The 20,501-nt window shown below is 69.1% G+C and carries 19 protein-coding genes and 1 tRNA gene; 9 read left to right on the top strand and 11 right to left on the bottom strand.

Going from position 1 to position 20,501, the window contains the following annotated elements; all coding sequences use genetic code 11:
* Positions 1 to 67 precede the first annotated feature (67 nt).
* Complete coding sequence (locus ACZ7L4_RS41295) at positions 68 to 1,204, top strand: UDP-N-acetylglucosamine--N-acetylmuramyl-(pentapeptide) pyrophosphoryl-undecaprenol N-acetylglucosamine transferase (protein ID WP_472110268.1); 1,137 nt, start codon at positions 68 to 70, stop codon at positions 1,202 to 1,204.
* Positions 1,205 to 1,423: 219 nt separating this feature from the next.
* Here the strand turns inward: ACZ7L4_RS41295 and ACZ7L4_RS41290 are convergent, their stop codons facing one another.
* Positions 1,424 to 1,864: a nuclear transport factor 2 family protein gene (locus ACZ7L4_RS41290; RefSeq protein WP_472110219.1), complete on the bottom strand. Its 441-nt coding sequence runs from the start codon at positions 1,862 to 1,864 to the stop codon at positions 1,424 to 1,426.
* 29 nt (positions 1,865 to 1,893) lie between these two features.
* On the opposite strand from ACZ7L4_RS41290, the gene ACZ7L4_RS41285 reads away from it, so the two are divergent.
* Positions 1,894 to 2,739, top strand: a complete 846-nt coding sequence (locus tag ACZ7L4_RS41285; protein WP_472110218.1) for a helix-turn-helix domain-containing protein — start codon at positions 1,894 to 1,896, stop codon at positions 2,737 to 2,739.
* Between the two features lie 131 nt (positions 2,740 to 2,870).
* On the opposite strand, the gene fxlM is transcribed toward ACZ7L4_RS41285, so the two are convergent.
* The 6 genes from fxlM to ACZ7L4_RS41255 form a co-directional block, all read right to left on the bottom strand.
* The gene (gene fxlM / locus ACZ7L4_RS41280; RefSeq protein ID WP_472110217.1) at positions 2,871 to 4,940 is read right to left on the bottom strand and encodes a methyltransferase, FxLD system; all 2,070 of its coding nucleotides are present in this window, start codon (positions 4,938 to 4,940) and stop codon (positions 2,871 to 2,873) included.
* Positions 4,941 to 4,969: 29 nt separating this feature from the next.
* Positions 4,970 to 6,232, bottom strand: a complete 1,263-nt coding sequence (locus ACZ7L4_RS41275; RefSeq protein ID WP_472110216.1) for a lanthionine synthetase C family protein — start codon at positions 6,230 to 6,232, stop codon at positions 4,970 to 4,972.
* A complete protein-coding gene (locus tag ACZ7L4_RS41270; RefSeq protein WP_472110215.1) occupies positions 6,229 to 9,303 on the bottom strand; it encodes a lantibiotic dehydratase in 3,075 nt (1,024 codons plus the stop codon). Before ACZ7L4_RS41270 ends, ACZ7L4_RS41275 begins: the two co-directional genes overlap by 4 nt.
* An 88-nt stretch (positions 9,304 to 9,391) precedes the next feature.
* Positions 9,392 to 9,538 (bottom strand): FxLD family lanthipeptide, encoded by a 147-nt coding sequence (fxlA, locus tag ACZ7L4_RS41265; RefSeq protein ID WP_472110214.1) that lies wholly within the window; start codon positions 9,536 to 9,538, stop codon positions 9,392 to 9,394.
* Positions 9,539 to 9,800: 262 nt separating this feature from the next.
* Complete coding sequence (locus ACZ7L4_RS41260) at positions 9,801 to 10,271, bottom strand: ATP-binding protein (RefSeq protein ID WP_472110213.1); 471 nt, start codon at positions 10,269 to 10,271, stop codon at positions 9,801 to 9,803.
* 83 nt (positions 10,272 to 10,354) lie between these two features.
* Positions 10,355 to 11,533: a helix-turn-helix domain-containing protein gene (locus ACZ7L4_RS41255; protein WP_472110212.1), complete on the bottom strand. Its 1,179-nt coding sequence runs from the start codon at positions 11,531 to 11,533 to the stop codon at positions 10,355 to 10,357.
* 134 nt (positions 11,534 to 11,667) lie between these two features.
* On the opposite strand from ACZ7L4_RS41255, the gene ACZ7L4_RS41250 reads away from it, so the two are divergent.
* Positions 11,668 to 12,213, top strand: a complete 546-nt coding sequence (locus ACZ7L4_RS41250; protein ID WP_472110211.1) for a flavoprotein — start codon at positions 11,668 to 11,670, stop codon at positions 12,211 to 12,213.
* 221 nt (positions 12,214 to 12,434) lie between these two features.
* Here the strand turns inward: ACZ7L4_RS41250 and ACZ7L4_RS41245 are convergent, their stop codons facing one another.
* Complete coding sequence (locus ACZ7L4_RS41245; RefSeq protein ID WP_472110210.1) at positions 12,435 to 12,668, bottom strand: hypothetical protein; 234 nt, start codon at positions 12,666 to 12,668, stop codon at positions 12,435 to 12,437.
* 167 nt (positions 12,669 to 12,835) lie between these two features.
* Between ACZ7L4_RS41245 and ACZ7L4_RS41240 the strand changes: the two genes are divergently transcribed.
* The 6 genes from ACZ7L4_RS41240 to ACZ7L4_RS41215 all read left to right on the top strand — a co-directional run bounded on the left by ACZ7L4_RS41240 (position 12,836) and on the right by ACZ7L4_RS41215 (position 15,885).
* On the top strand, positions 12,836 to 13,108 hold the full coding sequence (locus tag ACZ7L4_RS41240; protein WP_472110209.1) for a hypothetical protein: 273 nt from the start codon (positions 12,836 to 12,838) through the stop codon (positions 13,106 to 13,108).
* 9 nt (positions 13,109 to 13,117) lie between these two features.
* Positions 13,118 to 13,363 carry a hypothetical protein gene (locus ACZ7L4_RS41235; RefSeq protein WP_472110208.1) on the top strand — a complete coding sequence of 82 codons (246 nt, stop codon included), beginning with the start codon at positions 13,118 to 13,120 and terminating at the stop codon, positions 13,361 to 13,363.
* Positions 13,364 to 13,396: 33 nt separating this feature from the next.
* Positions 13,397 to 13,470: transfer RNA gene (locus ACZ7L4_RS41230), tRNA-Ile, on the top strand.
* A 33-nt stretch (positions 13,471 to 13,503) separates the two neighbouring features.
* The gene (locus ACZ7L4_RS41225) at positions 13,504 to 14,619 is read left to right on the top strand and encodes a DUF932 domain-containing protein (RefSeq protein ID WP_472110207.1); all 1,116 of its coding nucleotides are present in this window, start codon (positions 13,504 to 13,506) and stop codon (positions 14,617 to 14,619) included.
* Between the two features lie 92 nt (positions 14,620 to 14,711).
* A complete protein-coding gene (locus ACZ7L4_RS41220) occupies positions 14,712 to 15,176 on the top strand; it encodes a hypothetical protein (RefSeq protein WP_472110206.1) in 465 nt (154 codons plus the stop codon).
* Between the two features lie 70 nt (positions 15,177 to 15,246).
* On the top strand, positions 15,247 to 15,885 hold the full coding sequence (locus tag ACZ7L4_RS41215) for a hypothetical protein (protein WP_472110205.1): 639 nt from the start codon (positions 15,247 to 15,249) through the stop codon (positions 15,883 to 15,885).
* A 33-nt stretch (positions 15,886 to 15,918) separates the two neighbouring features.
* Here the strand turns inward: ACZ7L4_RS41215 and ACZ7L4_RS41210 are convergent, their stop codons facing one another.
* The 3 genes from ACZ7L4_RS41210 to ACZ7L4_RS41200 are packed head-to-tail and all read right to left on the bottom strand — an operon-like array spanning position 15,919 to position 20,473.
* Positions 15,919 to 16,899, bottom strand: coding sequence for a C40 family peptidase (locus ACZ7L4_RS41210; RefSeq protein ID WP_472110204.1), 981 nt, complete (start codon positions 16,897 to 16,899; stop codon positions 15,919 to 15,921).
* Positions 16,899 to 17,972 (bottom strand): replication-relaxation family protein, encoded by a 1,074-nt coding sequence (locus tag ACZ7L4_RS41205; RefSeq protein ID WP_472110203.1) that lies wholly within the window; start codon positions 17,970 to 17,972, stop codon positions 16,899 to 16,901. The genes ACZ7L4_RS41210 and ACZ7L4_RS41205 overlap by 1 nt, the downstream gene beginning before the upstream one ends.
* Before the next feature lie 29 nt (positions 17,973 to 18,001).
* Complete coding sequence (locus ACZ7L4_RS41200; RefSeq protein WP_472110202.1) at positions 18,002 to 20,473, bottom strand: type IV secretory system conjugative DNA transfer family protein; 2,472 nt, start codon at positions 20,471 to 20,473, stop codon at positions 18,002 to 18,004.
* Between the last annotated feature and the right edge of the window lie 28 nt (positions 20,474 to 20,501).

Here is a 20,501-nt window from a genome sequence, read left to right as displayed (position 1 = left end):
CGAGCAAGGTTCGACAGCGACTGGAGCCACCTCTGTGAGCAGCGTTCACCCCCCACTCCGCTTGATCGTGACGGGCGGCGGAACCGGCGGGCACACGTACCCGGCCCTGACTGCTGTGCGCACCCTTCAGGCTCGCCTGGCTGCCGCGGGCCGCGGCCTGGACGTCCTCTGGGTGGGTAAGGAGGAGAGCCTGGAGGCACGAGTGGCGGCCAGCGAGGGCATCGCGTTCACGTCGGTCGCCGTGGGCAAGATCCGCCGTTCGAAGAACCCGATCAAATTGGCGTCCCCGGCGAACGTCGCCGACATGGGCCGGGTTCCGCTCGGCGTGCTGCAGGCCCGCAAGGCGATCAACGCCTTCCGGCCGGACGTGGTGCTCGCGACCGGTGGGTACGTGGCCGTGCCCGTGGGCGTCGCGGCGACCCGGTTGTGCCGCGTCCCGCTGGTCGTCCACGAGCAGACGGTCCGTCTCGGCCTGGCCAACAAGACGCTGGCCGGCGCCGCAAGCCGGGTTGCCGTGTCCTCGGAGTCCACGCTGCCGCTGTTGCCGGAAGCCGTCCGCACCCGGGCCGTGGTGACGGGCAACCCGGTACGCCCCGAAGTCCTGTCCGGTCAGCCGGACAAGGCCATCAACGCGCTGAACCTGACCGGCTTCGACCGCCGCCTGCCCACCGTCTACGTCACCGGCGGGGCGCAGGGCTCACAGCAGATCAACGAACTGGTGAGCTCCGTACTGCCCTGGCTGTTGGAGCGGGCCAACGTCATCCACCAGTGCGGCCCCGACCATCTCGAAGGACTACGCGAAGCGGCCACCGAGCTGCCCGCGGAACTGGCCGCACGCCACCACCTGACCGCCTACGTAGGCTCCGAGCTGCCAGATGTACTCGCCCTGGCCGACGTCGTGCTCTCCCGCAGCGGAGCCGGAACGATCGCGGAGCTCACCGCACTCGGCAAGGCCGCCGTCCTCGTCCCGCTCGCCACGTCGGCCGGGAATGAACAGGCCCACAATGCGCGGCACTTGGAGGACGCTGGTGCCGCCGTCGCGCTGGTCGGCGACGTGACTCCGCAGCGGTTGCAGGAGGCAGTGTCCCCGCTGCTGGCCGATGAGGGACAGCGCAGCGAGATGGCCGCACGCGCTCGCGCGCACGGCCGCCCCGATGCCGCCGAGCGGCTCGTCGACGTCGTGCTGTCGGTGGTGGACAGCTAAGCCGTTTCTGATGGCTCTTGCTGGGGTGGGTGGATGAGTGCGGGTGCTGGGCATGCGGGTCGTATGGTGCGACGCCATGAACTGACTGACGCGCAGTGGCAGCAGATCGAGTCGCTGCTGCCGGGAAACGGCGCCCCGGGTGGGCAGTGGGCGGATCACCGCCGAGTCATCAACGGCGTGCCGTTCAGGGCAGCGCTTCCCCACACTCGGTATGACCGGTCAGCGCTCACCGCGCTCCCACCACACCAGATTGGCGGCCGCCTGGGACACCGGCTCGATGATCTCCCAGCCCTCGGCGATCAGCCCGTCCTCGATCCGCCAGATGTCGACGACCGCGATCTCCGGCCCGGCATCGTGCAGTTGTCGCCGCGAATGCATCACGACGTGGTCACCGTCGGCCAGCAGGTGATGGACCTCGACCCTCATATCGGCGAGCGGCACGAGTGCCGCGCGTACGGCGGCAAGCCATTCCGCCTTGGTCGAGGCGGTCGAGTCCGGCCGGTGATGGACGAAGCCATCGCTCAGCAACGGTTCGAGCGCGTCGACACTGCCCGTCTCGATCAGTCCCGCCAGCGCCTGCCCGACGATGCTCTTGTTGTCAGTGGTCATGAACGCAGTGTTTCCATAGCCGCAACGGTTGTCGATGAACTCGGATTTCATGGCGCACAGCTCCACGATGAGTACTGTCGATGACCGTGCATACCGTCGGGGAACTCTTGCGGCAGTGGCGGCATCGCCGACGCCTCAGCCAACTCGATCTTGCGATCGCCGCCGACGTCTCGGCTCGTCACGTCAGCCTGGTCGAGACAGGCAAGTCCAACCCGAGCGCCGACATGGTCCTCCGGCTCGCGGACCAGCTCGGCGTTCCGTTGCGTGACCGCCACCGGCTGCTGCTCGCGGCCGGCTTCGCACCCCGACACCCTGAGCGGCCACTCCATGACGACGCGCTGTCAGCGGCCAGGGACGCAGTCGAGAGGGTCCTGCGCGCACATGAGCCGTACCCGGCGTTGGCCTTCGATCGCCGGTGGAACATCGTCATGGCCAACCGCGCGGTCGAACCGTTCTTCGCGCACGTCGACCCCGACCTGCTACGGCCGCCGATCAACTTGGTGTGGCTGGGCCTGGACCCACGCGGCTTCGCTCCCCTGGTCGTCAACCTGGCCGACGTCCGTGCCGTGTTCCGCTCCCGAATCATGCGTCAGCTCACCATCGCTCCCGACACCGAACTCACGGCGCTCTATGAGGAACTGCTGGAGCCCAACTCCGCAAACCCATCGAGCCGATCCGTCGAATCCGATGTTGTGATCCCGATGATCCTTCGTCTCCAGGGACGAGAGGTACGACTGTTCTCGACCATCACCACGTTCGGTACTCCCATGGACATCACACTGGACGAGGTCGCAATCGAGTCGTACTACCCCGCGGACGCAGAGAGCGCCGCGTACTTCGAGGAGCCGGACGGGATCAATCCCCCGCCGCGCATGCGGCAGTTCCGCACTGGAGTCCACCCGCCACGGAACACCACAGATCGCTAGTTCTGACATTTCCCAATGACGGAGTAAAGCCGCAGTCAGGGTCTGCTCGTAGAGCGTCCGGTCGCGGAGCACCGGGCGCCCAGGCATTCGTCCGAGTCAGAGGATCAACAGTCGTGCATACCTGCGTTCGTTCACCAGGCGATGGTCAGGACAGTGTCCGGGCGGGTGACGCGGGCGCCAGCTTCGAGACGACCTTCTCCGGTGGAGGACGGGTATGCGGTGATGACGGGCTGCGCAGGCCGCTGCTGGTTCCAGCGGTGCAGGAGATCGTTTACCTGGCCACTGAGCTTGTCTGCGTCCGGGCCGTGAACGATGATCCCCAGCTCGTCGGTGGCATCGTCGATGGGGCGGGCGGACAGATAGGCGAACGTACCGCCGTTGTACAAGGCAGCACCGGACCAGCGCACTGCCGGGTCCGCCAGGCAGATGTCGCGGGCGCCGGAACCGACGGACAGTTTGCCGAAGTACAGGCCGGATCCGGCGGTGGCGAGCCAGAGGTCAAGGTGGGCGGCGGGTTCGTCGTGGCGGACGTGGAGGCCGGTCCATTGATGGCGGGCGGGGTGGGTGATGGCCTGGGCCAGAGCGGCCTGGTCAGGCTGATCGGCGGCGTCGATCTTCAAGATGACGTCGTCGGCGAGACGGACGTGGATCTCTCTCATCTCGGCAGCGCCGCGCATGGGTACGAACCCGCACACGACGGCGTTGGTGGAGTGCATCAGGCCGTCCTCGGTGTGATCGAAGGCGAGCGACCGGGTCAGGCCGCTGCCGTGCAGTCGGAGCGGGACGACGATGCGGCCGCCGATGGCGAGCTGTTGCCACCAAGCGGTGGAGATGTCCCAGGCGCCAGCGGTGACGATGATCCTGTCGAACGTTCCGTGGCTGGGGGCTCCGAGGGCTCCGTCGCCACACATCACCTCGACGCGGTTGTATCCGGCGGCGGCCAGACCGGTGCGTGCGCCGTTGGCGAGGTCCTCGTCGAGCTCGATGGTCATGACCGAGCCACCCGGCCCGGTCAGTTCCGCGAGGAGGGCGGCGTTGATGCCGGTCGCCGCGCCGATCTCCAGGACTCGGTGGCCGGCGTGGACGTCTAGCTGTTCGAGCATCTTGGCGACGATGTTGGGGCTGGAAGCAGAGGAGACGGCGGCGCCGTCTGCGGCGCGTTTGGTCACCACCGGTTTGGGCGCGTACGCCGCCGCCAGGTCCACGCCGGGCAGGAAGAGGTGCCGGGGCACGGTGCGGAAGGCGGACTTCACGGCTTCGGTGCGGAACGTGCCGATGCTGTCGATCTTGGAGATGAGAGCCTCGCGCAGTTCCTGCGGGTCGACGGCCGGGGTGTCGGTGGAATGCATGGTCGCTGACCTGACTGTAGTTGGGCTCGCGGTGCCGTACTGGCTGCTTGGTGGTGCTGTCTCGGGAATGGACCCCCGGTGGAAGATCACACGGATTGCTGCGGTGGCCAGCACATTCTGGTGGGCCGCGGAGATGCCGAACCGGTTGAAGGCGAACAGCAGGTGGTCGGTGAGTACGGCCCGCAGTCCACGGGTGAGCTGTCCGTGGCGGGCGAGGTCGGCAAGAGTGCGGCCGAGGTCTTCGAAGGCGGCCGGCCACTCCGGAAGCCGGGCGAGGGGGCTGTCGTCGGTATCGCCTTGGGCGGTGATGAGCCTCTGCACCGCGGCGCAGGTCGGCGGGGACGGATTCGGTTCTGCACCCCTGCGGTGTTCGGCGACCTGAGCCCAGATATCGCCCTGTTCGTAGAGGTCCTGTCCGGCGGCGAGCATCATCCGGGTGGCGAGGCGCACGCCGAGCTCACGCCGGTGGTCAGAGCCCTCGTGGGAGACGTGGGCCAGGATGCAGCGGCTGTCGGCGTGGAAGAGGTCGTGGGCGGCCTTCATCGCTTCCGGTCCGCCGAAACGGTGGGTCTCTGCCTCGTAGATGTCGCCGTTGGCGTACCGGATCACAGCGCGTGCGGTGAGCGTGCTGGTCATCTGGCTGAGGAAGCCGGTCGCGTCGCCGCTTTCGGAGGGCAGGACACGCAGCCTCCAGGTTTCGCGTTTTCGGATGAACCACCAGGCGGTGATGTACCCCTTCTCTTCGGCGGCGGTCAGTAGTGGCCCCAGGTGGTGGACGGCCATTTGTTCGGCGGCCTGCCAGGTGTCGCACCTCAAGTTGACCTGCCACCAGCGGGTCTCGTGTTCGTTCATCGTCGTGGATCCGATCTGCTTGGGCGGCTTCAGTTGAGAAGAAGGCAGGCTGACCAGCCAGCGGGTGTTCCGGCGGCCAGGGTGTGCAGGGTCAGGGCGATGCCGGAGCTGCCTTCGATCAGGCCGGGGAGGGCGCCGGGCAGGCTCTCGCGGGCGTGGGTGAGGAGTGTGTCGAGCAGCCGCGGGAGGCGGGCAGCCAGAGTGGGGGTGGTCGCGTCGGCGGCGGCGAACGCGGTGGTCGCGATGAGTCCGGCCCAGCCGTGGCACAGGGCCGGATCGACGATGCGGGCGAGCTGAGTGGGGTCGGCCAGGCACCGGGCGAGAGCGTCTTCGGCCGCCTTCTGGCGAGAGGTATCCCCGAGAGCCAGGGCAGCCAGCTGCTGGGCCCGGGCGATTCCGGGGGTGCCGTAACACCAGGAGGGACGAAGTGGCGCTTCTTGTGACGGTCGACCGGTGCGGAGGTCGTTGAACGTGATCCGCTCGGGCCACCACGGCCCCGCCGGAGCCTCCTGCCGCCACTCCTCCAGCCACCTGCACATGCGCTCGATCGCGGTTGTCTGCCCGTCGACGACCGCTCCCTGTCGCATGGCCAGAGCCAAGAGCGCGAGCGGTCCGCAACAACCGTGGGCCATACCGAAGTTGGCCTCCCCGGCAGCGTACGAGGGGGCGCGGCCATGGGCGGAACTGCCGTACGTCCACCAGCCCGGAGCATCGGACCCCATTTCGTCGTCGGCTCGAACCGGCTCGGTGAGCCGTACCAGATAGGCCAGGACCTGGCCGACGAGGTCGCTGTTGGGGGCGCGTTGGAGGAGATAGGCGCCGAGGCCGGACAGCCCGCGGGTGAGGTCGAACTCGTACTGCGACGGCCGCTGGCCGGCATCGATGCGGGCATGTGCGGACGTGAGTCGGGAGTTCACGAGGCGGGCAACGCCGAGGTCGAGGTTGGCCATGGCATCGGGGTAGGTGCCTGGGGCGGCGGTGTGGAGGGCGAAGGCGAGGGCCGGGGTACCGAACCACAGTCCGGCGCCGGGGCCGGCACTCAGGTCGTCGCGCGTGGCACGGGTCAACCACGAGTGCACCGGCTTCGCGTCACCGATGCCGTGCTGGGCGCGCACGCCGTGCAGGACGGCGACGCCCGCGGCCCCCTTGGACAGCGACTGATCGCGCCAGCGAGGGCTGGCCGGGCTGAAGTCGTCGCGGTCTTCTATCGGTGGGGGCGTGATCAGGGTGGTGGCGAGTTCGTCGGCGATGGCCGCAGCGGCGGCTCGTCGGCCAGCGCCCAGCGCGATCATTTGTCTTCCCCTTCCCCGGCGTTCTGGCGGGCGGCACTCGCCAGTGCGACGGACCGGGCGAGCTTGAACGTCATCCCTTCTGCTGCTGCATCGATTCCGAGCGCCCGAACGTGGTGCATGTGCAGCACAGCGGTGAGAACGGAGCTGGGCGTCAGCCGGGTGCTCCCGGAGGTGAGGCTGGCGGCATACCAGGTGGCGGCCCGGAATCGTGCCTCCCACGCTGCGGCGATCGCCTCGCCGCCGGGGAGGTGGTGCAGCGTATGACCGTCTGCGATCTGCAGGGTCTGCCGGCGGATCTCACGGTCGCTCATAGGCGCGTGGGTAGCGAGGTTGGGATGGTCGATGAGCCAGCGCATCCCCGCCGTCCTGCTGCCCGTCATCGCGTCGGCCAGATTGACGAGGCTCGCGGCGGTCAGGGCTTGGGGATGCAGGCCGCCGGTGGTGATCAGAGTCGTGAGCTGGGAGAGGACGGCGGCGGAGTCGGCGGCGAACAGTGCCTCGGCCGCGTCCATTGCCGACCCACTCCCGTACCTCCCGGTTTCCGGCCGGTAGGTGTCGAAACTGACCTCGCCGAGCAGACCGTGCTCTCTCAAGCCTTCCGCCCAGGCCGCCACCCGGCCTGCGGCCAGTGCACTGTCTGTATCGCGTACGCGGAGTCGCAGGTGTGGGGCCGGGCGGCGGTAGCGGACGAACCACCACTGCGGTGGCTCGTCCCACTGGGCAAGCAGGAGAGGGACGTGCTCGGTCAACAGCGAGTCGAAGAGTTCCGGGTGGCCGTACAGCTTGGCGTACACCACGCCCTTCCTCGGCTCGATCGCGGGTAGCGGCAGGCGTGCCGGACCCCGCAGAAATGCGGGGGGCTTGGTGGGCGGGTCGGTCGCGGCGAGCGAGACGACGACTTCGTGAGCTCGGCCGTCAAACCAGCCGTGGTCGGCGGCCGTGGGTGCCTCGGCCATGGTGACTGAGGTGGGGGCCGCATCCAGGTGGGCACGCAATAGGGCCAGGTCCATGGGTTCGTCCAGATTCAGCCGCAGTTTCCGGTCTCCGGAGCCGACGGCGATGCCGGCGGGCAGACGACACCGTGCGCGGACGGATTCCAGCGCTGAGCGCCAGTCGCGACAGGGTGCCTCCCGGCCGGGAAGTTCGGCCGGGTCGAGGCGCCACTGGGCGGGGGCGAGGATGCTGCGGCCGTAGCGTACGCGGGGAAGGAAGGGCAGTCGGGTCGCGGCGCCCCAGCCAAATCCGGTGACCTGGGGATGCCCGGAGCGCGGAATCTCGAACAGCAGACGCGCCAGGGGCGGCATCGTGTGCCGGGCACCGGAGTGGAGGAGCATCGGCTCCACCACTCGCCGCCTGGCCAGCGACACCACATACAGCCGCGTCCTGTCGGCGGCGATTGCGAGGTCCCCCACCGGGATTCGGTGGGCCACCGGCTCGCCGTACTCGGCGAGGGTGATCACGTCGGTGAGGACGGGCGGGACGCGCTGGACGTTCTGCTGTTGCACCTGGAGGGGTGGGAACGACAACTGCGCGGCGATTGCTCCGTCTACGCTGGCAGGCAGTTCGTTGTACAACTCGCTGACCTGCCGGCGGGCGGGTCCGTCGAGTAGGTGGAGGAATCGTCCGGTGCTGCCGGCCAGCCGCCCGAATCCGCACACCGCCAGGGTGAAGTCACCGTCTTCGAGTGCAGCCGAGGTGGCGGCGCGGACGTCGACCCACAGAGCAACGGGCGATACGGGCCGCTGGCCTTTCCCATCACTGAGCGCATCAATCCCCTCGTCATCGAGGACGACCTCGTGAGCACTGTCCAACGCGGCCTGCTGGGCCAGGGCGAGCAGTGCCTCGTCGCGCGGCGTCAGCTGTCGGGTGCCGGGTTGCGCCGGGGTGAAGTGGCGGGGGAAGCCGAGCCCCTGGACGGAGTCGATGAGTTGATCGACCGGGACCGGTGTGCCGGGACCGTACTGGCTGAGGAACCGACCGTGGTACTCGCGCCACGATGCGTTGCCCATGGGCGCTGGGCTCAGCCGGATGAGGGCCCCAGCCGCCGCGGCTGCCTCGTCCGCCACAGTCTGGGGCAGCACGACGTCGCAACCGAGCCGCAAGTCAACTGTCACGGGCTGGTTCGTGGCGGTGGAAAGCCCGCGCATCCGCGCGGTGACGGCGCGCCTACCGCGCCCTCCGACCCACGGCGCCGCATGGTCGGGCTCCTGCAACTGTGCGTGAATGGCCACTAGTTCGTTAACCAGAGTGCGTGTCTCGGGGAGATCGGACGCGTCTGCCTCCCGCAGCCGGTCCAGGAGGTGCGCGAGCGGGTCGGTGGCGGTCGAGGGCGCCTGCAGACTGGTGATCAGAACGCCCCGGGCAATCAGTTCCCCCACCACCGTCTCCAGAGCTTCGACATGGACTTGGGGGTGCTCGGTCGAGAGCTTGCCGGTCAGGTCGCTGCACCGAACCGGGGAGCGGGCCAGGCTCATGACGGTTCGTACGACGGGGATCAGTCGCACAGACACTTCGTTCTGGGAACCGTTGATGCTGCCATGAGGTGCCCAGGTCACGACCAGGCGATCACCGCGTACGACGGTCTGGTCGTTCATCACGACCGGCAGTCGGCGTCGCAGTTCACTAGATGCTTCGAGGCGTGCGATCACGTGGGTGAGCCATAGGGCGTCGGCCCGGGTGTGGATCTGGTGGTCCTCGGTCCACCGTGTCGACAGGTGCGCACCGAAGCGGGCACTGCTCACCCCGGCGAAAGTGCCGAAGGGGGTGGCCCGGCCGCGCATCCGCACCCAGTACCGGGCCAGCGCCAGGGCCATCCGACGAGTTTGTACAGCGTCGGTCGGCCGTCCGGCCAGGGCGGCGTCGATCAGCTCAGCGAGGACGGGACTGGCAACCGCGACGGCCTCGGCCAACGGCCGGTTCGCCCACGCCTCGGCCAACCAGTCTCGCCACCGTTCGGCGTCGGCATCCGGTGCGGGCCAGGGCGGCAGTCCCGTCTCGTCGGAGTGGACGCTCGCTCGCAGCGTCGTGGACCCGGTCGGTCGGTAGTACGCCATCCGCTCACCCGACTTCATCCCTTGCCTCCTTCTGCACAGCCCGTCCTTCGTGGTGCAGGGGTGCCCGCGGGGTGAACTCCCGCCGCAGACACCCCCAGAGATCGAGTCAGCAGTCGCCGTTCTTGTCGGTGTCGCAGCCGTCGTCAGTGCTGGACAGCAACGCCGCCGCGACGGGCCCGGCGGTGACGATCCTGACGTCCAGGGCGAGGTCGACAGGTTCGGTCTGCGGTCCGATTGTGCTGCTGGTGTTCATGGCAGGTCCTTCTGCTCGTAGGGGTGCTACTGACGGCCCGTCCCACCGCGCGGATCTGTTCCGGCTGTGGTGGCGGACCACCCTGGTCGCACGCTCAGTGGTCCATGCGACCAGGAGTTGATGGGCCTGCCCGGGCCGGCCGCGGGGGAGCACCCGGGCCGGGCAGACCGGTATGAGGTGTCAGCACGGCGGCCTCAGGCCGCTGCGGGTCGGCGCCCACATGCTGGATTGCGGCGGCAAGCGTCTGGGTGAGGATGCCCTCTCAGGACTTGAGGTGTGCGCGGACGGTCTTGCCTCTCGTGTCGTGCGGAAACCACGACAGGGCTCCGCCCAGCGCACGGACTACGCGCAGGCCGCGGCCACGCTCGTTCTGGGGAGACGCCTCGGTGCTGTCGCCGAAGTTCTGGAACGATCGGACCGGGTCGGTGACCTCTATGAGGAGTGAGTCGTCCTTGAGTAGAGCCAGCCGGAGGAAGACCGTGTGTCCGAGCACTTGGGCGTGGTTGATGGCGTTGGTGACGAGTTCGGACACGATGACCGTGGCGTCGTGCTGATCACCCGCCCACTGCCAGGTCGTCAACTCTCTTTGGACGTGATGGCGTGCCAAGGGGACGCACCCGTGGACCATGGCGTAGTCCATCGACCACTCCCGTACGACGGGGGCGAACTCAAGCTGGGTGCTGTCCGCCGCGCTGCCACAGGGCCGGCGATCGGTCGGTTGCTGCGTGCCCACGAGAAGCCCCTGCCGTCGTTGATCTGGTCGTGGAACCAGATTCGCGAACGACGGCGGTAGGAACTGTCACTCTTCGGTGACACTCAGAGGCCCAGCCATGCGGCCATGTATCCGAGGGTGTCTGGCGTCCTGCGCTGCTGGCGTACGAGGCCTTGGATGGTCTCGCGGGCGGTGGGGTGATACCGAGTCTGCTGGGGTGCCACTTTGCGAGCTTTCACCAGCGACTCCAGTGCAGAGTCGGAGCGGCCGGTCTCCATTTCGGCGCGCGCCTTGTCGATGAGGAAGTGAGCCTTGCGCGAGGTTGCCCATTTCGTAGGCAACTCGACCTGCCTCGCACGCTCCAGGGCGAGGCCGTGCTCGCGCAGCTCACCGAGAGCTGAGACTTCGTGCACGTCTACATTGGCCGGGCCGAAGGACAGCCAGTGCACCTCGGATGCATCCCCGATCCGTTGCGCGATCGAGCGTGCCTGCCCCAGATGCTCATCCACGGTGCCGACAGCGCGGGCCCGTGCCGCGATCACCGTGGCGCCCAGGTGCAGTTGTCCGGCCACCGCGAGTGACTCGACACTCTCCTGCGCCTGACCAAGCACGTTGTGCCCCGCTGCGATGAGGCGAAGACCGATCGTGTGCTCCCCTTCGCGAAAGTAGACCAAGCCGCGCATGTACTGGCGTACTGCCGCCAGCACTGGGTCGGACGCGCGCTGTGAGGCCCAGTCCATGCGGTCCAAGGCAATCGTCGACAGGTCGTAGAAGCCGAGCTTCACGGCAATGTCGTGAGCCGTCCGGTAAGACGAGGCCAGAGCGCGCCACAGTTCGGTCGTGCCGTCATGGTGGACCGTGGTGGTGAGTTCAGCGATCAGGCCGGGCAGTTGCTCAGCGGCGGAGTTGAGCTGAGTGGCACGCACATGTCGGCACAACCGATCGGCGTCAGCGATGAGTTCGGCAGGCTGCCGGGAGACCAGCTGAGGGTCGGCTCCCAGGTCGTACAGGTCGAGAGCTTCACGGATGGGGCGGATCAACTCGGCGAGACGGTCCTGCTGGAGCTCGGTCATGTACGGCTGTCCCGTCAATGCGGTGACACCGATGTGCAATGCTCGCGCGACAGCCGCGATGAGGTCGGGACTCGCCGGCTTGTGACCGGCTTCGACCTGGTGCAACAGGCTGTACGAGTACGGAATCTTCATTGCGAGACCGCGCTGCGTGAGGCCGGCGAGCTTCCGCTGCTCGGCGATCCGGGATCCGGCGTGGTCGTCTGTGGACATAGGGGAACTCCGTTCCTGGCTCACCATCTGGAACGGTACCCGCTGGCGCAGTTGGCGGACCGCCGTTCGCTTCGTTCGTCGGAGAGTGGCGCGGGCGGTTGCATGCGGTCAATCGCCCAGGGTGGGATGAGGGCATGACCTCAGTCTTGTATCTCTTCGCGTCAGCTGCTCCGCCGGTCTTCGACATCGCCGAAACCGTCGAGGCGGCGCAGGCCGATGGGTGGGACGTGTGCGTGGGATTGACGCCGACGGCTGCCCGTTGGCTCGGTGAAAGTCTCGACGGTTTGGCGGCTTTGACCGGGCATCCCGTACGCAGCGAATACAAACTTCCGGGGGAAGCCGATGCATGGCCAAAGGCCGAAGTCATTCTTTTCGCCCCGGCGACGTTCAACAGCATCAACTCGTGGGCGCTCGGCATCACGTCCTCGTTCGTGGTGGGTGTGGTGGCCGAGGCCATCGGCAAGCGGATCCCCACCGTGGCCATGCCCTGCGTGAATGCGGCGTACGCCCAGCATCGCCAACTTGATCGCAGCATCGCGGATCTTCGCGATCAAGGAGTCACCGTGCTGTACGGCGAGTCCGGATTCCAGCCGAACCCGGCGGGCTCCGGGGCGCCGAAGGCCTATCCATGGGCTGACGCTCTCGCTGCCGCCAAGGAGATTCGCCACGAAAAGAAGTGAGGCGCAGACAGAGAAAAATGGGATGGATGCTGGTACGGATCCACCTTCCTTTCCGTCTTCCCTCTAGAGAGGTAGACCCGAAAAGCGCAAAGTCCGCAGGTCGGCGGCGGAAAAGCCCTTCCTTGGGCTCCTGCAACTCAATGCCGTTACGTAGTAACTAGCCGATTCCATGAAGGCCGTGGCCGTACCTGCGGTCGTTGGGTGGATCGGCAGACGGTTGCTCAATCTGCGGTGCCCGCGGGTGTTCCTTCTCCGCTGGCATCGTCCTCTTGTTTCTGGTGGGTGCGCTTTCGCTGCGCCGCGTTGACCCGCTTCTGTAGGTCCTCGTTGATCCACTGCGTAACCGACGTGCCTGCTGCGGCGGCCTCCTTGATTGCTGCGGCCCAGAGCGCGTCGGGCACGCGGACGTTGCGCTTCGGCGTGACGCCGGTGGCAGGGCGGCCCAAACGTGCCATGTCGCGCTCCTTTCCTGGGCTGCCGAAAATCTAACAGGCGCCTCCTTCCTGCGCGGATCACGCCCTGTTTTTGTACCCCCAAAAATCATGGCCCATGCGCTTGACCAGCATGGGTGGCGGCGAGATTATGGGGGTACAGAAAATGTTCCTGGCCAGGAGGAATGGTTATGGAATTCAAGATTTCGCTACAGCGGATAACTGTCGCCGACTTCCTCGCCGCGCGCGGCCTCCCGGCCGACTGGCCCTACGCCTCCCCGTTCGGCCGCATGGCCGCCGAGACCTACCGAACGATCTACCAGCGCGAGCCGTCCTGCGGCTTCCTCCTGATCCACGGCCACTTCCGCCGTATAGCCGCGTACCGGCCGAGTGAGGCGCACGTGCTCGTCACCGCGTGGGAGACCTACCCGCGCACCGCAACTCTTCCGGTTCTGGCTGCCTGAGGGGGCGCCATGTCCGATTCGCTGTTCCGGTCGCTCGACATGATCGAGCCCGGTGACCTCGTGATCTACCACGGTTCGATCAAGAGCCATCACGGTCTGTGGCTCGCGCTCCCGTGTCAGTGCCGCGAGTGCGCGCTTGCCGACCAACTCGGCCTCCCCGCTGCACGGTTCGCGCTCGTCGATCCCTGGGGTGAGCGTTCCGGCCCGCGCCATGCGCGCCGCGAGTCGATCACCCGCTCGGCCGCCTGCGACTGACGGCCGGAGCCATCAAACACCTCACGCACAACAGGGCCCGTAGCTCAGTGGTAGAGCGGTCGGCTTATAACCGAACGTCAGCGCCGGTTCGATCCCGGTCGGGTCCACTCCTCTCATCTCGTGACCATGGAGGAGGAGCAATGTCCACTGACGTCAACGAGAGGTTCCACGCGGAGCGCTCCGCCCGCATCGCGGAGACCGGAGCCGTCCGCCGCGACGACGGCACGTATGCGGCCACCGTCGGGTACGACCGGGGCGAGGTCATCGGCAAGGACGGTCTCGACACCTCGCTCGGCACCGCCGCCCTGTACGCCAGCACACCGGCATGGCACGGGCTCGGCAACGTCATCCCCGGCGGGATCACCGACATCGACGCCGTGCTCGGCCTCGCCGGGATCGACTTCCAGGTGGAGCGAGTTCCTGCGGTCTACCGCTGGCGCGATGAACTGCGCGAGCACGACGGCAAGTTCCACACGGTCCGCGACGACACGGGTGCCGCGCTCGGCGTGGTCGGCGCACAGTACGCACCGATCCAGAACCGGTCCGGATTCGAGTTCCTCCAGGAACTCGTCAACGACTTCGGCGTGATCTGGGAGTCCGCTGGAGCCCTGCGCGACGGACGCAAGGTGTTCGTCTCGATCCGGTTGCCGCGCAGCATCGTCATCGACGCCGACGGCATCAACGACGAGATCACCCCGTTCGTCGCTGTGATCAACTCCCATGACGGGCGCTCCCCGTTCACCGCCGTCGTTACGCCGTGGCGGCCGGTGTGCGGCAACACCGAGCGGTTCGCCGTACGTGACGCGTACACCCGGTGGACCGTCCGGCACACCAAGTCCGCTACCGGCCGGATCAAGGAAGCCCGGCGCACCCTCAAGCTGTCCATCGCGTACTACGAGCAGTGGGCGGCCGAGGAAACGGCGCTCGCGCGAACGAACTTCGCGATCGACGCATTCGACCGGCTCGTCGGCGAACTGTGGCCCCAGAAGGACGATGCGAGTGCGCGCACCGTGCGCGCCGACGAACGGCGCCGGGACTTGCTCGCCGACATGTTCGCCATCGAGGCCCAGCAGATCGGACGTACCGCCTACGCGGCCGAGCGGACGCTGACCGATTACCTCGATCACGTCGCCCCGCGCCGCCCCGGCAAGACCATGACGCAGGAGATCGCCCGCGCCACGGCGCTGCTGGAAGGCACCGACGACGACACCAAATCCCGGGCCCACGAGCGTCTGATGCGCCTGCGGACGGTGTGAGCCCACCGACCGGCCGCGCCCCGCCCCAGAGTCCCGATGACCGGGGCGCGGCCTCCCTGATCACTGAACCCTGAACAACAGCGAGGTCAACCATGTGTTTCGAACTGGATGTTGAGGACGCGGAACAGGACGCACCACTGCGGGTGGAATGCACCCGGCTGGCCATGATGCTGCAGGTCATGGACGCGCTCGGCATGATCGAGCACCGCAGCCCGCCCCGCGAGCCGCACCCGGAGGACCACGGCACCACCGCCGCGCGCGTGACGGAATTCCTGGCCACGGACTCCGCCGAGACCCCGCCCGAACTCGAACAGTTCGCCGACGCGGTCGGCGCCCTCTTCGACGGGCAGGCAGACCATCCGGCCGGGATTCCCTGCTACAAGCTCAGCCACGGCGGCTGGCTCGTCACGCCCGACGAGATCACCGCGGCGCTCGGGTGGTGGGCCGCTGCCTCCCCGGAGGCGCAGGCCTACACCCGCGACGGACTGCGCTGGTGGCCCGACTGGCTCGCCCTGCTCACCAGGGCCCGCGACCACGGCGGCATCCGCGTCTGGTAGCCGCCCCGCCCGGCCACGGCCGCCCGCCGTGCCGGGCACCCGCCCAACCCAACCACTCAAGGAGCCCACCATGGGCTACGACATGTTCATCGAGACCGTGCCCGACGACGAGGCCGCCAAGGTCCGCGCGGCCGAGAAGGCCTTCCATGCGGCGGTCGGCGCACGGGACACGCTCAACCTGCCGCCCGACCATGCCGATGTCGCGGCTGCCCAGGAGGAAGTGGAGCGCACCTTCGAAGCGCTGATGGAAACAGACACCTCCTACTTCCGGCTCAACATCTGGGGCATGTCCCGCTACTGCGAGGTCATGGAACAGCTCGGCATGATCGTCTCCGGCTACGCGGCGCCGCCCTTCCCGCACGAGCCCGAGGGCGTCACCCGTGAGGAGATCGAGGCCTTCGCCGACCGGACCCCCGGGTCGGGCCTTCCGGCCCGCCCGGAGGTGGTGGCCTATTGGAAGCAACTGCATGCGCACCTGTCCTGGCACGTCGAACCGGCCTTCGGCATCGCGCTGCACAAGTTCTGCTCGAACGACGGCTGGCTGGTCACCCCCGAGGAGATCGCGGCGGCACTGGAGAGCTACCGCGTCCACAGCGCCGAAGAGGTCAAGGTGATCGTCGGCGGTGACGCCGAGGAACTCGACTACTGGACGCAATGGATCGCCTATCTGCAACGGGCCCAGCACCGGGAAGGGTTCCGCGTCTGGTGACGTGCCCGGAGGCAGACGCGGCAGCGCCTCGGCTCAGCGAAGCGCTGCCGCGACGCCGGGCGAACCCTCTCTGAGGAGTGGCGTGGGAGCGGGACGGATCGGCCGTCCCGCTCCCACGTAGTTGTCGCCGGGATACCGGTACGGGGCGATCCTGATCGGCTTGGTGCGGCCCGGCGCGTGGATCATTCGCCCGCCTCCGATGTAGAGGCCGACATGCGCGATGTGCGCCCGGCCGGTGCCGTAGAAGGCGAGGTCGCCCGGCTGTGGGGGTGCGTGCGCGGGCAAGGGGCGGGCGGCCGTGAACTGTTGCTGGGCCGTGCGCGGCAGGTCGATGCCTGCCGCCGCGTACGCGGCGCGGGTCAGACCCGAGCAGTCGAAGCCGGCGTCGCCGTGCTCGGGGCCGTTGCCGCCCCAGGTGTAGGGGAGTCCGAGCTGGGCCTGGGCGTAGGCGATCACGCGCACGGCCGCGGAGTTCGTGGACCGGTGGCGGTACTGCTCGGCCTGGGCGAGGACTTGGGCAGCGTAGGCGTCGCTGTGGTTGTACGTCCACAGGGCTCGGGTGATGTCCGCTCCATGGCGGGCGCCGGAGTCGCACAGGTAGGCGGCCGCGGCGGGGATCGCGTCGTCGGGGTCGTACGGCGACGGGGGCCTCGAGCCCTGCCGGAGGGCGGGGTGCCGGGCGACGACGCCGGTGAAGGTGGGGAGCAGGAACTGCATCGGGCCGCGCGCGCCCGCGGAGTTGGCGCCGCTGCGGACGCCGGGCAGCGGGGAGCGGCCGTGGTCGGATTCGATCTTGCCGACGGCGGCCAGGACCGACCAGTCCAGGCCTGGGCAGGTGGTCGCCGCGTTCGCGTACAGCGCGAGGTAGCGGGCCGGGATGTCGGCCAGGGCGCGGACGCCGGGCGCGCTGGCACCGAAGGGCGCCAGCAGGCTGCCCGCGCCCGCTCCGGCGACCGCGGCGATGAGGACGACGCCGGCCGCGGCCGAGCCCAGGACAGCGCCCGCGGAGCGCATTACGGCGCCTTGCGTGGGCGGGGCCCGGTGGGTGTGCTGGGCGGCTGCGGTGATGGCGGGCGCGGAGGCGCGGGCATGGCTTCCAGGTCCTCAGAGTCCTCGGATTCGGTTTGCCGGGCAGTCGTGGCAGGGGCGGGCCCAGGAAGGTCGGACCAGGCGGCGTGGAGTTCCGTCAGGCACAGGCGGCGGCCGACGCCCGTGGTCGGGGTGCCCAGCGGCAGCCACCTGCGTACCGCGGGATCGGCGCACTCCTCGCCGGGGACGAGCTCGGTGCAGGTGGTGGCCGCGGGGATCAGAGACGGTTCCTCCAGGAGCGCGGCGGCGATGTCCAGGGCCCGGCGCACGCGCTCCTCGCGGCGTGCGGTCGGGGTCCAGAACAAGATCGGAGTGGTGATTCCGCTCGTTGCCGCGAGGTGCGCGTAGCCGGGGAGCTTGTCGCCCACGAGGTCGGCGGGGCGCTCGGTGCCCCAGTCGTATTCGAGGAACCATTCGAACTCGGCGCCGCGCTCGCGCCACCGGCCGTACGCGTCGGGGCGGACGATGTCGCCGAAGAAGCCACGGCAGCGTGCCTCCGACCACCACGCGGTCAGCCGACCATCACCGTCCGCGTGGCGGGAATGGTGGACGAGCGTGGTGAAGAAGGTGTTCGTGGCGACGGTGTGGGCCAGGCGCAGCGAATGTGCCTGGCCCAGTGCCCGCTCGCGGCGGTAGTCCAACTGCCCAGGATCCAGGCCGTCCTGGCGGGCGATGACGGCGGCACCGGCGACGTCGAGGACGTAGTGCATCGGGGCGGAGCCGTAGGTGACGAAAGGCTGGAACCGGTCCACGACGCGCCACTGGTACAGGCGGAGCAGGCGCAGGTTGGCGCTGCGGGCCGACGGCCAGGCGAGTTGGGTGATCTGGCCGGTGGTCAGGACTTTGTGCTCGTAGAGCATGCGGGCCAGCCACTGGTCGCGTTCCGTGAGGTGGCCGGCGAGGCGTGCGATGTATTCGGCGCTGGTGGCTGCGCGTGGGGCGGGGCGGTGAGGGCGGTGCCCGCGCAGGGAGCGCTGCGGGATGGGTGGGGTTTTCACGGTGTACTCCTTCGTGGGGGTGGGGCGGATCAATGCGCACGGCGGGGGTCCTGGGATTTCGATCCGGGCGGGGGAGGGAGGGGCTGGGGTGTCTCGGCCGGTGGGGCGTTGCGGCGGGCGGCGCGGCGGATCGCGTCTGCCCGCCCGTGGACCGGAGGCGGGAGTTTCTCGGTGACCGCGGTGAAGGCGGGCAGCTCGGCGCCGTGCACCACTGGTCGGACAGCGATGTGGAACGCGCCGAGGTGAGACAGGTCGTGCTCCGTCAGGCGGGGCTCGGTGTGGCGGGCCAGATGGTGGGCGTCCTCGGGGGAGGCGGTGAAGAGGATCTTCGTACGGGCGTTGGCGCTCATGCCCTCCGCCAGGTCCCGGGGGAGCTGGCGCAGGTACTGGTGGGCCAGGGTGAGGGAGAGCCGGTAGCCGCGGGCCTCGGCGAGCAGGTCCTCCATGGCGTACGGCAAGTTGAGGAAGGTGTGCGCCTCGTCGATGTAGAGGGAGGCGTCCCGGCGTCGTGCCGGAGGGAGGTGCGCCCGGCGGGTGGCCGCCTGCCAGGTCCTGGCGACGACCAGCGAACCGATCAGCCGGGAGGTCTCCGCGCCCAGGGAATCGCGGGCGATGCGGACCAGGCAGATGCCACCGTCCAGGACCTGGCCCATGTCGACGGTGGACGGCCCCGAGGCCATGGCTGCCCGGACGAACGGCCGCAGCAGGAAGGCCCGGAGCTTGTTCATGAGCGGGGCCGCCACGTGCGCGCGTCCGGCCTCGGACAGGGCGTCGTACCAGGACCAGAAGCCGCGCAGGAGGTCGTCGGAGACGTGGTCGACGGCGCGGCGTCGAAACGGGGTGAGGGACAGCAGCCGTGGCAGATCGGTCAGAGTCGGGACGCCGGGCAGCATGCGCAGGGTGAGCAGCCCGGCTCGGAGGATGTCGTCGGTGCGTGGCCCCCAGGAGGCGGCATAGACGCGCGAGAACACGGAGACGATGTCGTCGACGGTGTGCGCGACGTCTTCGCCCTCGAGCGGGTTGAGGACGGGTGGGCGGTCGGTGCTGTCGGCGTCGAACAGCGCCACCTTGGGGCCGAGTTCCTCCGGCAGGCGCGCCAGGATGTCGGTGACCAGGTCGCCCTTGGGGTCGATCACTACGACGCCGCGTCCGGCGTCGGCGTCGGCCAGTGCCATGCGGGCGAGGAGTTCGGACTTGCCTGCCCCGGTGGCTCCGAGGACGTGGAGGTGGTGGCGGGCGTCCGGCACCCAGAGGCCGACCGGGCGCGGGGCGCCGGTGTCGGTGCGACCGAGCGGGCGGATGGCCCTTCCGGCCGCGGGAACACCGGGCGGTGGGGCCACGGTGCGGGCGCCCGCCCGCTGCAGGCCGGGAACCGTCTGGTCCCACGGCAGGTGGGCGAGCGCCGCCAGTTCGGCGACTCCGAGCAAGTCACCTCGGTCCAGACGCCGTTCCGATACGCGGGGCAGCGGGCGCCGCAGCCTCAGGCGGCGGAAGTGATTGTGCTCGGTGAACGCGGAGAATGCGCCCGCGATGGCGTGGCCCCGGCCTCGCAGACGACCTCGTGCGCGCGACCGGTCGGCGGGGGAGGCCGTGGCGGGGATGGTGGCAGTGATGCCGTAGCGGAGCAGGGTCTCGTACAGGGGGCCTCGTTGTTTGGTGACGATCGCGCGGTCCTGCGCGGACGTCTCCAGTGCCGCCTGCCGGTCGGGGTTCCTGGCGCGGGTGTGAGAGCGGGGGCCCAGTCCCGGCGTCAAGAGATCGAGGAGGCGGCCGATGCGGTGCGCCGAGTGTCCGGCTCCTACGTGCCGGGCCGCACGGTGTGTCTGCCGCGCCCTGCGCCTGGTCGCCGGCCGGGTCAGGATCTGGACGACTGCCTGCTCGTTCGAGGCGAGACCGGCCGCGGCGCCGAAGAGGGCGCGGAGGGGGTCGGCCGGAAAGTCGGAGCGGAGTGGCAGTGCGTCGCCGCGGGCGAGCAGCAGCTCACCGCCTGCGGGGATGAGCTTGCGGTCCTTGGGCGCAGTGCGCAGGAGGGGCGAACGCGCAAGGTGGGTGGCGGTGCGGGCGCCGGGCCAGGCGGCCTCGACGGCACGCTCGAGCAGCCCCGGCGGCACCGTGCCCGGCACCCACAACTGGAGCCGCGCCGTCTCCCGGTCGAGGACGTACTCCCACGCCACGTGCGGCGCCCGGCCGGCGAGACGCCGACGTCGGGAAGTCCCGAGGAGGCCCGCGAGGTTCGCCCACAGCGCTGCTGCCCCCTCCGGGTCGGCTGTGGGCGGCGGGAGGATGCTGATCACGCGGGCGCGAACAGTCAACAAGCGCCGGTGGCGGCGCCGCCACCACGTGCGGGAGGCGAACGCCCCGGCGGCACCCAGGGCAGTGATGGTTCCTGCCGCCGGACCCCACTGCGTGCCCCAGCGTCCGATGAAGTCGAGGACGGCGTGGACGGCGCCTTGTGGATCGCGGAGGTAGTCCTCGAGCGGGGAAGCGCTGGGCGGTGACATGGCGGAAAGCTCCTCGTGGATGTGAATT

The organism is Streptomyces sp. NPDC107575, from assembly GCF_055657265.1.
The sequence above is the reverse complement of the archived record's forward strand: the minus strand, read 5'-3'. Positions and strand labels throughout refer to the sequence as shown.